We start from the raw sequence: 12,834 nt of genomic DNA, 5'->3' as shown, positions 1-12,834 counted from the left end.
GATGCGCCGGTTCGGGCACACAGTCTGCCAGCCGGCCCACGGCGGCACGGACGATGCCGGCTGTTCCCGGTCCCGCGCGTCCGACGGTCTGCCGGCCCGCCAGTCCGACGCCTGCCGGCCCGACGGCCTGCCGGTCCGACGCCCTGCCGGTCCGGCGGCGCTCCCCGTCCGGCGACGGGACCCAGCGGCCCGCCCTACGATGGCGCCATGAACACGACGGCGCCGTCCTCCCCCGCATGGATCCGCGATGCGATCTGCTGGCAGGTCTACCCGCTGGGCTTCTGCGGTGCGCCGCGGCACCGCGAGGACCTCGGCGGGGAGGGCTACGGCGGAGCCGCCGGGGAGAACGTGGTGCATCGGCTGCGGCGCCTGGACGGCTGGCTCGACCACCTCGTCGGCCTCGGCGCGAACGTGCTGCTGCTGAACCCGATCTTCGACTCCGTCTCCCACGGCTACGACACCCTCGAGCACCGTCGGCTGGACCCGCGCCTCGGGGACGAGGAGGACTTCGACGCCCTGGTCGCCGCCTGCCGCGAGCGCGGGATCCGGGTGGTGCTCGACGGGGTGTTCAACCACGTCTCCGAGCGGCATCCGGTGGCGCGGCGCGCGATCTCCGCCGGTCCCGGCACCGCGGACGGCGCGCTGATCCGCTGGGCGGGCTCGAGCCCGTACGGCTTCGAGGGGAACGACGACCTCGTCGAGGTCGACCTCGCCGACCCGGTCGTGCAGGACCGGGTCGTGGAGATCATGGGGCGCTGGCTCGAGCGCGGGGCCGACGGATGGCGGCTGGACGCGATGTACGCCGCGGGCGCCGAGGCCTGGGCCCCGATCCTCGAGCGCGTGCGCGACCAGCACCCCGGGGCATGGATCCTCGGCGAGGTCATCCACGGCGACTACCCGGGCTTCGCCGCCGCCTCGGGCGCGGACTCGATCACGCAGTACGAGCTGTGGAAGGCGATCTGGTCGGGGCTGAGCGATCACAACCTCTTCGAGCTCGCCCATGCGCTGGGCCGCCACCAGGGGTTCCTCGACGCCGACGGCGGCCGCCATCCGCAGACCTTCGTGGGCAACCACGACACCACCCGCATCGCCTCCCAGCTCGCCGACGGCCGCGACCTCGCCGCCGCGATCGCGCTGCTCGCCCTGCTCCCGGGCATCCCGACGGTCTACGCCGGGGACGAGTTCGGCGCCGCCGCGGTCAAGGAGGAGCGGGCCGGCGGGGACGACGCGATCCGCCCCTGGTTCCCCGGCACCCCCGACGAGGTGGTCGCCGCCGCCTCCTCACCGAGCAGCGCGCCCGACGGCCCCCACCCCCTCTCCCTGCTGAAGGCCGAGGCCGCGCCGCGGATCCTCGAGGTCCACCGGCGGCTGTTCTCCCTGCGGCGGCGCGAGATCTGGCTCGCCACCGCCTCGGTGCACGTGGACGAGGACACGCTCGAGAACACCTGGGCGCAGATCGTGCTCACCCCGCGCCCGCAGGGGGCCGACGGGGACGCGGGACGGGGCGCGGCCGACGGGGACGCCCCGGCCTCCGACACCCCGGCCTCCGCCGACCCGGCGCCGCTCACCCTGGTGCTGAACCTCGGCGACGAGGACCGGCCCGCCCCCGGCGAGGTGCTCGAGGCGGTCAGCGGCGCGGACATGCTCGACGGCGTCGGCCCCGCCGCGGGCGGGACCGTGCCCGCGCACGGCATCGCGGTGGTGCGCTGACCGCGGTCCCGCTCCGCCGGAGCGCGCTCCCCAGAATCGGCCCTGCGCACATCCACAGGCCACCTCGCGCAGATAACGCTCCCCGCAAGGACGCCCGCGACGTCATTTCCCCTGGGCAGACATGCGAGTCGACGCAGATAGTCGCCCCCTCGTCGACGATTGTCGGATGGCCGATGCCCACGGGACACACGTCCCCAGCTTCCCCTTCGACTCGCCGCTCGCGGCCACAGCGGTCGCCCTCGAACGGCTGCGCGGCGACCTCGAGGCGGTCCACACCGTGTCCCGTGGCGACACCCTGCGCACGCTGGTGGCCTCGTCGATCGCTCGAGCGGCCGACGCAGGGAGACTCGATGCCGACGAGGCGGCCGCCCTGACCGCAGTGGCGTCCGGGGCCCCGTTCGCGTCCGGCGATCTCACCGAGCTCGACGCGTTGGGGATGCTGCCCGGCATCCTCCGGGACGATCCGCCGTCCCAGCCGCCGCCGAGAGAGCCGTCGTAGGCTCGTGTCATGAGCATGTCGATCAAGCCCGCCGCGTCCGTGCACACCGCCCCCGTCGTCGCCCTCGGGCTGATCGGCGGCTGGCTGACCGCCCGCGAGACCGGGATCCGCCCGCTCGGCGGCGTGGTGCTCGCCGCGGCCGGGGTCTACGCGGGCCGCACCTGGCTGGCCCGTCGGGGGCCCGCCACCACCGCGGTGCTCGGCGCGACCTACGTGCTCGGCTTCGGCCTCTCGCACCCGCTCGCGAAGCGGATCGGCTCCTGGCCCGCGGTGCTCACGGTGACCGCCGCCTCCGCCGGCGCCGCCGCGCTGCTGTCCGACGCCGCCTACGGCGAATGGCTTCCGGCCGACGCCGACGCCTGAGGACCTCCTCCCCATCGGCAGGCTCGGCCTCCCGTCGGACGGTCGGCACGGACGCCGCCGCGCCGCGCCGCCTCGGAGAGCGCTTATCGGGTATCGATCGTCGGAATAGTTGACTAAGCTAAGCCATCGGTCCCGACCGTCGGGTCCTCCCGATCCCCCTGAGGTTCACTCTCCCCATGCTCGGCACCATGAGCCGTCTCTGGACCACCGTTCGCCCGATCCGCTTCCGTCTCTTCCTCGGCCTTCTCAGCGCCATGACCGCGTCGATCGTCGCGCTGATGATCCCGCAGGTCCTCGAGTTCATCGTCAACCAGCTCGGCTCCGACGCCACCGGCGCCACCATCTGGACCGGGGGCGCGATCGTGCTCGCCCTCGGCATCGTCGAGGCCTCCCTGATCTGGCTGCGCCGCACCTTCGCGGTCGCACCCTCCACCACCGTCGAGAAGCAGATCCGGGTCCGCTTCTACGCGCGGGTCCAGAACATGCCCGTCTCCTTCCACGACGGATGGGGGTCGGGGCAGCTGCTCTCGCGCATGATGACCGACATCAACCAGATCCGCCGCTGGATCGCGTTCGGCATGATCATGGCCGTCACCAACGTCGTCACGATCTCCGTGGGCATGGTGCTGCTGGTGCGCTCCTCCGCGGTCCTGGCGCTGATCTTCTTCCTGGCCGCGGTGCCGGTGACGATCATCGCCTACCGCTTCAACCGCAGCTTCTCGATCCTCTCCCGCCGCTCGCAGGACCAGAACGGCGACCTCGCCACCACCATCGAGCAGTCGGTGCAGGGCATCCGCGTGCTCAAGGCCTTCGGTCGCGGCCCGTCGGCCCTCGAGGGCTTCACCGAGCAGGCCGAGGAGCTGCGCCGCACCGAGGTGCGCAAGGCCACCTCCATCGCCCGCTTCGACATGTCCATGTTCATGCTGCCGGAGCTCGCCCTGGGCATCGCCCTGCTGGTGGGGCTGCACCTGACCGCCTCGGGATCGATCTCCACCGGCCAGCTCGCCTCCTACTTCGCGACCGCCACCCTGGTGGTGGGACCGGTGCGGATGCTCGGGATGCTGCTGGGGCAGGCGGTCAACGCGACCACCGCCCTGGACCGCCACTTCGAGGTGATGGATTCGGAGAACTCGATCGTCTCCCCGGACTCGCCCGCCCCCGTCGACCCCGCCGCCGCCTCCGGCGCGGTGACCCTGCGGGGCGTGCACTTCCGCTACGAGGACGCCCCGGACCACGTGCCCGACGTGATCGACGGCGTCGATCTCGACATCCGCCCGGGAGAGACCATGGCCCTGGTGGGCGTGACCGGCAGCGGGAAGTCCACCCTGCTGCAGCTGGTGCCGCGGCTGTACGACGTCACCGCCGGTTCGATCATGATCGACGGCGTCGACATCCGGGAGATGGATCTCGCGGACCTGCGCACCCTCACCGCGGTCGCCTTCGAGGACGCCACGCTGTTCTCCGACTCGGTGCGGGAGAACGTGCTGCTGGGGGCCGACCGCTCCCTCACCGAGGAGCAGGCCGAGGAGCTGCTGCACCTCGCGCTGCGCACGGCCGACGCCACCTACGCCTACGACCTGCCCGAGGGCGTCGACACCCGCATCGGCGAGGAGGGCATGAGCCTCTCCGGCGGGCAGCGCCAGCGCCTCGCCCTCGCCCGCTCCATCGCCGCGAAGCCCGCGGTGCTGCTGCTGGACGACCCGCTCTCGGCGCTGGACACCCGCACCGAGGAGATCGTCACCGGGCGTCTGCGGGAGGTGCTCGAGGGGACCACCACGCTGATCGTCGCCCACCGCAGCTCGACCGTCGCCCTCGCCGACCGCGTCGCGCTGCTGGACAACGGGCACGTGGTCGCCGTCGGCACCCACGCGGAGCTGATGCAGGACTCGGCGAGGTACCGGTGGGTGATCGCCCATCAGGCCGAGGAACGGCGCCGCGACCAGGACATCGAGACCCTCACCGGGGAGCTCGAGCTCCGTGCGATCCAGGAGGAGGGCCGATGAGCGCCACCACCGCCCAGCCCGCGCAGGGCGATCCCGAGCAGCAGTCCTACTCGGCGGAGGAGAACAAGGCCTCCCGCAAGCGCTCCTTCGCCCTGCTCGGGGAGCTGATCTCCCCGGTCAAGGGACAGTTCGTGCTGATGGCGATCATGGTCGTGATCGCCCAGCTGGCGGTCGTGGCTGGTCCCGCGATCATCGCCTGGGGCATCGACCACGGCCTGCCCTCGCTGATGGACGGGAACGCCGTCCCCGCCTACCAGGCGGCCGGTCTCGCCGTCGGCGCCGCGATCGTCGGCGGCGTGCTGACCTTCGGGTACGTGCGCCAGTCGGTCGTGGTGGGTCAGCGTATGCTGCTCGCACTGCGCCGCAAGGTCTTCCGCTTCACCCAGAAGCAGGACCTCGAGTTCCACGAGTCCTACACCTCGGGCCGGATCGTCTCGCGGCAGACCTCCGACATGGAGGCGCTGCGCGAGCTGCTGGACTCGGGCGTGAACGTGATGGTCGGCGCCTCGCTGTCGATGGTGTTCACGATCGTGCTGATCGTGACCATGGACCCGGTGACCGGCCTGGTCATGCTGCTGATGCTGATCCCCTGCGTGGCGCTGACGATCTGGTTCCAGAAGCGCTCGCGCATCGAGTACCGCGCGATCCGCACCCACTCGGCGCGCCTGATCGTCCACTTCGTCGAGGCGATGGCCGGCATCCGCGCCGTCAAGGCCTTCCGCAAGGAGGACCGCAACCAGGCCGAGTTCGACACCCTGGCCCAGGACTACCGCGACGCCTCGATGCGCTCGATCAACGTCTTCGGCATCTACCAGCCGGCGCTGCGCGTGCTCGCGAACATCACGATCGCCGCGGTGCTGGTGGTCGGCGGGTTCCGCGTGCTGAACGGTGACCTGCAGGTGGGGGTGCTGGTGGCGCTGGTGCTCTACTCGCGGCGCTTCTTCCAGCCGGTCGACGAGATCGCGAACTTCTACAACGCCTTCCAGTCCGCGGTGGCGGCGCTCGAGAAGATCGCGACCCTGCTCGCGGTGCAGCCGCACGTGCAGGAGCCCGCGGACCCGACACCTCTGCCCACCTCGAGCGGGCAGGTCGACTTCGAGGACGTCTCCTTCCGCTACACCGAGGACGGCCCGCTCGTCCTGCAGCCGATGGACCTGCACATCCCCTCGGGCCAGACCATCGCGCTCGTGGGGCAGACCGGCGCGGGGAAGTCCACGGTCGCCAAGCTCATCGCCCGCTTCTACGACGCCACCGAGGGGCGCGTGACCCTCGACGGGGTGGACCTGCGGGACATCTCCATGACGGACCTGACCCGCAACATCGTCATGGTCACCCAGGAGGCGTACCTGTTCTCCGGCACCGTCGCGGACAACATCGCGCTGGGGAAGCCGGGCGCGAGCCGCGAGGAGATCGAGGCCGCGGCCCGCGCGATCGGCGCCGACGAGTTCATCGAGAAGCTCCCCTACGGCTACGACACCGACGTGAACAAGCGCGGCGGGCGGGTCAGCGCCGGCCAGCGGCAGCTGATCTCCTTCGCCCGCGCGTTCCTGGCCGATCCGCGGGTGCTGATCCTCGACGAGGCCACCAGCTCCCTGGACATCCCCAGCGAGCGCATGGTGCAGGAGGGGCTCACGAAGCTGCTCGGCCATCGCACCTCGCTGATCATCGCCCACCGCCTCACCACCGTGATGATCGCGGACCGGGTGCTGGTGGTACACGGCGGCGAGGTCGTCGAGGACGGCTCCCCCACCGAGCTGGTCGCCTCCGGCGGGCGCTTCGCGGCGCTGTACCAGGCCTGGCAGGACTCGATGTGAGCACGTCGGGACCGGTGCCGGGCCGCGCTCAGCGCGCGGTGCTGCGGTACACGGTGAACCCCCAGCCGACGGTCGAGCGCTCCGGCACGGAGAGCCCTGCCGCCTCGAACAGTGCCAGGTGCTCCTCGTGGGTGCGGATCCCGCCCCCGTGCAGGGCGAAGCCGACGAGGTCCTCCTCGTAGTCGTGGTCGTGCGCGAGCTCGGGCTCGAGCACCTCGGCGAGCGCGAGGACGCTGCCCTGCGGGGCGAGCGCCTCGGCGGCTCCGCGGAGCGCTCGGACGGCCTCCTCGTCGCTCGAGCGGCCGAGGTTCTCGACGAGCACCACCACGTCGGCGTCGGCCTCGCCGAGCGCCTCGGCGGCCCCGCCGAGTGCTCCCTCGACGACGGTGATCCGGGGTGCGTCCCCGACGAGGTCACGGTGCACCCGCACCTCGCCCGGCGCGGCCAGGATCCGTGTCTCGAGCTCGGGATGCGCCGTGGTCAGGGCGTGGGCGATCGTGCTCGCCCCCTTCCCGGCGACCACCGCCCGGCGCAGGCCCTCGAGAGCCGGGGACCGGGCGAACGCTCCGGCGACGTAGGTCGCGACGTCGGCCTCCTGCTCGAGCCGCGTCCGCACCAGGGCGGGGTCCGCCTCCAGGCGCGAGAGCATCTCCGCGGCGAGCGGCGCGGGGCCCGCGCCGCGCACGGCGGGCAGCAGCGACAGCAGGACGGCGATCTCCTGGATCCCGCGGAGACCCTCGAGATCGAGCTGCTCCTGGACGCGGTCGTCCTCGAGCTCGCGCCCCGGTCCGGTCAGGCGGTGGCGTCCCTGGTCGTCGACCTCGGTGATCCCGATGGCCTCGAGGTAGCGCACGAGCTTGCCGATCCCGGTCCCGTCGGCGCCGGTCCTGGCGGCGAGCTCGGCAGGGGTGCGCGCATCGCCGTCGAAGGCGTCGGCCAGTCCCACGGTGGCGGCGACCCGCAGGGCGAGGCCCGGCATGATCTCGGAGAGCTCGTGGAAGGTCTCGGCGTGGTCCTCGGTGGCCTCGAGGTCCTGCTCGCCGGTGGCCTCGTCCACCACCACCTCCTGACGGCGCCAGTACCCCGTGACCTCGACCTGCTCCTTGGGCAGCCCCTTCTCCCCGCGCAGCCAGCGGCGGATCGGCACCAGGGTGAGGGTCTCGCCGGCGACCCAGGCGAAGGCCCTGCCCTCCCACCAGTCGGCGCCCGTGATCGCGTCGAACAGGGTGCTGGTGGTACCGGCCTCGTCGCCGTCACGGCTGAACCAGGTCAGCTCCACGCCTTCGGGGACGGGGAGGTCCTGCACGTGGTCCCGCTCGGCGACCTCGATGAACACCTGCCCGCGGGCCCCCTCGGGCCATTCCTCGAGCCAGCGACCGATCGCGGGCAGCGCGGTCTCGTCCCCGGCCACGAGCGTCCAGTCGACCCCGACAGGGTGGGGCGCGGAGGACTTCGGCCCTGCCCAGTGCACCCGCTCACCGGGCTGGACGCGGTAGGCCCAGCTGGTCGCGGGCCCCACGCCGTGGCGCACGAAGTCGAGGTCCACCTCGCCGTGCTCCCCGGCCTGCGGGTCCCAGCGCCGCACGGTGTAGGTGCGGAACAGCAGGTGGGGGTCCTCCCGGGGCCAGTTCAGCACGCCGTCGGCCTGGGTGGGGGCGACGGGCACGTCCGCCTCGGGGTGGCGCAGGATGAGCTTGCCCTCGTCGTCGAAGGTGTCGGAGCGGAAGGCGGCGACGGGGAATCCGTTCTCGGCGGTGTGCGCACGCAGCTGCTCACCGCCGAGGGTGACGCGCCGCATGCCGGGGGTGACGTCGCGGACGCGCAGCACCTCCAGCTCGCGGACGGTGATCGGGTAGACGTCGAGCGGGCGCAGGCTGCGGGCCATGGGGGTCCTCCTGGTGGGGAGCAGTGGGGTGGGCGGCTGTGAGGTCGGGTTGTGGAGTCGGGCTGCGGGGTCGGACTGCGAGGTCTGGCTGTGGAGTCGGGCTGCGGGGTGGGGTCGGTCAGGGAACGGCGTGCTGGATCGCGCCGGGAGCGCTGCTGCCGGGCTCCACCGGGCGCGGGGCGACGGAGCGCGGGTCGAGGGGGACCACGGCAGGGGTGCCGGTCACCGGGTCCGGCACCACGAGGGCCCTCAGCCCGAAGACCTCCTCGATCATCGACGCGGTCATCACCTCGTCCGGGACACCGGTGGCGGTGATCTCGCCGTCGCGCATCACGATCAGGTGATCGGCGTAGCGCGCCGCCTGTCCCAGGTCGTGCAGGACGGCGACGACGGTCTTGCCGTCCTCGTGGAAGGTGCGCAGCAGCTCCATGAGCTCGTACTGGTGGGCGATGTCGAGGAAGGTCGTCGGCTCGTCCAGGAGCATGATCGGCGTCTCCTGCGCCAGCAGCATCGCGACCCAGACGCGCTGGCGCTGGCCACCGGAGAGCTCGTCGACGAGCCGCCCGGACAGATCCGTGAGACGGGTCGCCTCGAGGGCGCGGGCCACGGCGGCCTCGTCCGACTCGCGCCATTGCTGGATCAGCGTCTGGTGCGGGGCACGGCCGCGGGCGACCAGGTCGGCCACGCGGATGCCGTCGGGGGCGAGCGAGGACTGCGGGAGCAGTCCCATCCGTCGGGCGACCTCCTTGGAGCGATAGGAGCTGATCGCCCGGCCGTCGAGCAGGACGGTGCCCGCAGTGGGAGTGAGCACCCGGGCGAGCGCCCTCAGCAGGGTCGACTTCCCACAGCCGTTGGGGCCGATGATCGCGGTGAACGAGTGCTCGGGGATGTCCACGCTGAGATGACGGGAGATGATCCGCCGGTCGTAGCCGATGGTGACGTCGTCGGTGCGCACACGCACCGCGGGATGCTCACCGGAGCGGGCGGCAGGGTCCGGGGCGGGCTGCTCGGCCATGGGGTCCTTCCTCGGGGGTCGTGGTGGGCTCGGGGTCGCCGCGGGGGCGACGGCGGAGTGCGGGACACGGTTCATCGCGCGGCACCGTGCTGGGCACGGGATTCCCGGACCAGCAGACGGATGAGGTAAACGCCTCCCAGGCACACGGTGATCAGGCCGACGGGGACGGGGCGGTACGCCTGCGCGATCAGCAGGGACAGCAGGTGCGCGGCGGTCAGCAGCGCAGCGCCCATCGCGGCGGAGGACAGCAGACTCACCCCCGGTGAGCGCGTGACGCGGCGGGCGAGCTGCGGGGCGACCAGCGCGATGAACCCGATGGGCCCTGCGGCGGCGGTGACCAGGGCGACCGTCGCCACCCCCGTCACCAGCAGCGCCAGACGTGCGCGGTGGGGTCGGGTGCCCTGGGTGATCGCGGCGTCGTCGCCGAGCTCGAGGGCGCGCAGCGAGGGGTGGAGCAGCCCGGCGGCCAGGACGATCACGGCGGCGATCGCGAGCGAGGGCAGCATCGAGGCCCAGGAGACGCGGGTGATCGACCCCGCGCCCCAGAATCCGACGGTCATCGCGTCGGCCAGATCCGCGCGGGTGATGAGGTAGGTGTTGATCGACCCCAGCAGGGCGGAGACCCCGATCCCCACGATGATCAGGCGGAAGCCCTGGATGCCCTGCCGGTGGGCGAGGAGGTACACGGCCAGTGCCGTGGCCAGGCCACCGAGGATCGCGGCGGCAGCGACCGTCCAGTAGCTGGTGGAGCCGACGAGCAGGATGGTCACGACCACCGCGGTGTAGGAGCCGGCGTCGAAGCCGATCACGTCCGGGGAGCCGAGCGGGTTGCGGGTCAGGGACTGGAAGATGGCCCCGCCGATGCCGAGCAGGGCCCCGAAGACCACCGCGGCGAGGGCCACCGGCGCCCGCCATTCGAGGACGATCACCCGGTGGAAGCGCTCCGCGCCGCCGGTCAGCGCCCCGGTCACGTCACCGAGGGTGAGCGGGTAGTCCCCGACGGTGATCGCGAGGACCGCGACCAGCACGGCACCGGTCAGCAGTGCGAGAGACACCAGAGCGAGGAGGTGCGGGATGCGCTGCGAGAGGAACGGGGTGCGCAGCGTCGTCGAGGCGTAGCCGACGTCGACCCGGCGCGCGCCGGCCCGGGGGCCGGGCGCGGACTCGGGCGGGGGCGGGGTCTGCGCGCTCACAGTCCGCTCGCCGTCCTGCGCCGCACGAGCGCGATCAGCACCGGGGCGCCGATGACGGCGGTCATGATCCCCACCTCGATCTCTCCCGGCCGCCCCAGCACCCTGCCCACCACGTCGGCGGCGAGCACGATCACCGGTGCCGTCAGGGCGGAGAAGACGATGATCCAGCGCTGGTCGGGCCCGACCACCCAGCGCACGACGTGGGGCACCATGAGCCCGATGAAGCCGATCCCTCCGGTCAGGGCAGTGCCTGCGCCGGCCAGGAGGGTCACCGCCATCACGCCCAGCACGCGCGTGAGAGCGACCCGGGTGCCGAGGGAGGCGGCGAGGTCGTCGCCCAGGGCGATCGCGTTCAGAGCGCCCGCGATCAGCAGGGACAGCATGAGACCGAGCACGAGGAAGGGGACCACCTGCATCGTGTCGGCGAGGCTGGTGCGCGCGATCGAGCCGACGCCCCAGTTCCGGATCGCGTCGAAGGTCTCGGGGTCGATGAGGGTGAGGAAGGTGGAGAGCCCGGTGAGCACGGCCCCCAGCGCGACCCCCGCGAGGACCAGCGTGACCGGGGAGACGCCGCCGCGGCCGGCGGAGCCGATGACGAAGACCAGCACGGTCGCGGCCGCCGCGCCCACGAAGGCGAGCCAGATGTAGCCGGTGATCCCGGCGATGCCGAACAGACCCGTGCCGAGAGTGACGGCGAATCCGGCCCCGGCGTTGACGCCCAGGATGCCGGGGTCGGCGAGCGGGTTGCGCGTGAGCGCCTGGATCACGGCTCCGGAGACCCCGAAAGCGGACCCCACGAGCACACCGACCACCGTCCGGGGAATCCGCAGGGTGTGCACGATGATCGAGGCCTCCGAGCCGTCGGGCCGCCACAGCCCGCGCCACACCTCGCCCAGAGGAAGGGGGTTGGCGCCGACCATCAGGCTCGCGAGCGCAGCGACGACGAGGGCGGCGAGGATCGCCACCAGTCCCACGATCCGGCGGCGACGCAGGAAGCGCATCGGCGGGGCGATGGTCGGCGGCGCGACGCGGGGGTGCTCGAGGGCGGTCATCGTGCGCCGCCGCCGGGCACGGCCCCGCGGGGAAGCACCGGCATCAGGCGTCGAGGAGCTCGTCGAGGACGCCCTCGAGCTGGTCGACGATGTACGGCAGACCGAGCGGGTCGGGCCAGCTCAGCCCCCACGGGAGGCACCAGCCGTACGTGCTCTCGACGTCGGTGTGCCCCACGGCGCCCTCGCTCACCGCCGTGAGCCGCTGGTAGAGCTCGCTGGACTCGAGCCACCGCGCGGCGACCTCCGGTTCGTCCGCACCGCCGTGCTGGTGGATGACCAGCAGGTCCGCATCGGCGAGGCTGAGGTTCTCGAGGCTCAGCGGCTCGGTCACCTCTCCGGCGTGCGGATGCGGTGCGAATCCGAGGGTGTCGAGGAGCTCCTCCGTGGTGGTCCCGGCGAGGTTCACCATCTCGATGCCGTACTCCTGGCCGCGGTTGATCAGGATCGCGAGAGTGCGCCCCTCGTACTCGGGATGACGGGCGGCGACCTCGGCGATGTGCTGCTCGGCGTCGGTGATCGCCGACTCGCCGGCCTCGATCCGGTCCACCGCCGCGGCGAGCCCGCGCACCAGCTCCCTCCAGTCCTTGTCGGTGCGGCCGTACTCCTCCTCGGAGTCCCGGGCGAGCACCGGGGCGATCTCGGCGAGCCGCTCGTAGTGATCCCCCACGGCGTCGAGGGTCTGGGCGACGATCAGATCCGGCTGCGCGGCGGCGACCATCTCGTAGGGGAAGGAGTCCCCCCAGATCTCGACCTTCTCCGCCTCGGCCATGGCCTCTTCGTGTCCGACGAGCCAGCCCAGGTCCTCGACGGTCCAGGGCGCGAGCACCGGGGCGAGGCCGAGCGCGACCGCGACCTCGAGATCGCCGAGCCCGCCGACGACGGCGATCCGCTCCGGCACCGCCTCGAGGACCGTCTCGCCGTAGGGGGTGGCGAGGGTGAGGGGATAGCTCGTGGTGCCCTCACCCTCGCCGCGGTCGTCGCTGCCGCTGTCGCTGCCGCTGCCGGCATCAAGGCTGCCATCGGCGTCGGCGTCGGACGGGCCGCTCGAGCACGCCGAGGCGGCGGCCAGCAGGGCGAGACCTCCGCCGGTGAGGAAGGCGGCGCGAGTGGGGCGCGGACGGTGGGACGGTGCGGTCACGAGGAGTCCTTTCAGGCCGGGCGGATCGAGCCGCGCGACGCAGAGAGACGAGCAGGACGAGGGGGGTCGGCACGGAGAGCGTCAGCGCGGGGAGGGTCGGCATGGGGGTCGGCACAGGGAGGGTCGGCATGGGGGTCGGCACAGGGAGGGTCGGCACCGTCG

Annotated in this window: 10 protein-coding genes; 5 read left to right on the top strand and 5 right to left on the bottom strand. The window is 72.6% G+C overall.

The window, feature by feature from the left end; translation table 11 throughout:
* Positions 1-207: 207 nt before the first annotated feature.
* The 5 genes from ACT3SP_RS05120 (at position 208) to ACT3SP_RS05100 (ending at position 6,389) form a co-directional block, all read left to right on the top strand.
* Positions 208-1,710, top strand: a complete 1,503-nt coding sequence (locus ACT3SP_RS05120) for an alpha-amylase family glycosyl hydrolase (protein WP_444586163.1) — start codon at positions 208-210, stop codon at positions 1,708-1,710.
* Between the two features lie 166 nt (positions 1,711-1,876).
* Complete coding sequence (locus tag ACT3SP_RS05115) at positions 1,877-2,209, top strand: hypothetical protein (RefSeq protein ID WP_444586162.1); 333 nt, start codon at positions 1,877-1,879, stop codon at positions 2,207-2,209.
* A 9-nt stretch (positions 2,210-2,218) separates the two neighbouring features.
* Entirely contained in the window at positions 2,219-2,572 is a 354-nt protein-coding gene (locus ACT3SP_RS05110) for a hypothetical protein (protein WP_444586161.1), read from the top strand.
* 176 nt (positions 2,573-2,748) lie between these two features.
* The gene (locus ACT3SP_RS05105; RefSeq protein ID WP_444586160.1) at positions 2,749-4,575 is read left to right on the top strand and encodes an ABC transporter ATP-binding protein; all 1,827 of its coding nucleotides are present in this window, start codon (positions 2,749-2,751) and stop codon (positions 4,573-4,575) included.
* Positions 4,572-6,389 (top strand): ABC transporter ATP-binding protein, encoded by a 1,818-nt coding sequence (locus ACT3SP_RS05100; RefSeq protein WP_444586159.1) that lies wholly within the window; start codon positions 4,572-4,574, stop codon positions 6,387-6,389. The genes ACT3SP_RS05105 and ACT3SP_RS05100 overlap by 4 nt, the downstream gene beginning before the upstream one ends.
* Positions 6,390-6,417: 28 nt before the next feature.
* Here the strand turns inward: ACT3SP_RS05100 and ACT3SP_RS05095 are convergent, their stop codons facing one another.
* From ACT3SP_RS05095 to ACT3SP_RS05075, 5 genes are all read right to left on the bottom strand, one after another.
* Positions 6,418-8,274 (bottom strand): siderophore-interacting protein, encoded by a 1,857-nt coding sequence (locus ACT3SP_RS05095; protein WP_444586158.1) that lies wholly within the window; start codon positions 8,272-8,274, stop codon positions 6,418-6,420.
* Between the two features lie 118 nt (positions 8,275-8,392).
* Positions 8,393-9,289, bottom strand: coding sequence for an ABC transporter ATP-binding protein (locus ACT3SP_RS05090; protein ID WP_444586157.1), 897 nt, complete (start codon positions 9,287-9,289; stop codon positions 8,393-8,395).
* A 71-nt stretch (positions 9,290-9,360) separates the two neighbouring features.
* The gene (locus ACT3SP_RS05085; protein ID WP_444586156.1) at positions 9,361-10,482 is read right to left on the bottom strand and encodes a FecCD family ABC transporter permease; all 1,122 of its coding nucleotides are present in this window, start codon (positions 10,480-10,482) and stop codon (positions 9,361-9,363) included.
* Complete coding sequence (locus tag ACT3SP_RS05080; RefSeq protein ID WP_444586155.1) at positions 10,479-11,534, bottom strand: FecCD family ABC transporter permease; 1,056 nt, start codon at positions 11,532-11,534, stop codon at positions 10,479-10,481. The genes ACT3SP_RS05085 and ACT3SP_RS05080 overlap by 4 nt, the downstream gene beginning before the upstream one ends.
* Before the next feature lie 43 nt (positions 11,535-11,577).
* Positions 11,578-12,672: an ABC transporter substrate-binding protein gene (locus ACT3SP_RS05075; protein WP_444586154.1), complete on the bottom strand. Its 1,095-nt coding sequence runs from the start codon at positions 12,670-12,672 to the stop codon at positions 11,578-11,580.
* Between the last annotated feature and the right edge of the window lie 162 nt (positions 12,673-12,834).

The organism is Brachybacterium sp. AOP43-C2-M15 (genome assembly GCF_052446295.1).
Lineage (GTDB): Bacteria > Actinomycetota > Actinomycetes > Actinomycetales > Dermabacteraceae > Brachybacterium.
The sequence above is the reverse complement of the archived record's forward strand: the minus strand, read 5'-3'. Positions and strand labels throughout refer to the sequence as shown.

Bases quoted from the DNA above. Each gene is read 5' to 3' on its own strand.
- ACT3SP_RS05110 (WP_444586161.1), top strand. From the start codon at position 2,219: ATGAGCATGTCGATCAAGCCCGCCGCGTCCGTGCACACCGCCCCCGTC.
- ACT3SP_RS05095 (WP_444586158.1), bottom strand. From the start codon at position 8,274: ATGGCCCGCAGCCTGCGCCCGCTCGACGTCTACCCGATCACCGTCCGC.
- ACT3SP_RS05105 (WP_444586160.1), top strand. From the start codon at position 2,749: ATGCTCGGCACCATGAGCCGTCTCTGGACCACCGTTCGCCCGATCCGC.
- ACT3SP_RS05120 (WP_444586163.1), top strand. From the start codon at position 208: ATGAACACGACGGCGCCGTCCTCCCCCGCATGGATCCGCGATGCGATC.
- ACT3SP_RS05090 (WP_444586157.1), bottom strand. From the start codon at position 9,289: ATGGCCGAGCAGCCCGCCCCGGACCCTGCCGCCCGCTCCGGTGAGCAT.
- ACT3SP_RS05115 (WP_444586162.1), top strand. From the start codon at position 1,877: ATGGCCGATGCCCACGGGACACACGTCCCCAGCTTCCCCTTCGACTCG.
- ACT3SP_RS05080 (WP_444586155.1), bottom strand. From the start codon at position 11,534: ATGACCGCCCTCGAGCACCCCCGCGTCGCGCCGCCGACCATCGCCCCG.
- ACT3SP_RS05100 (WP_444586159.1), top strand. From the start codon at position 4,572: ATGAGCGCCACCACCGCCCAGCCCGCGCAGGGCGATCCCGAGCAGCAG.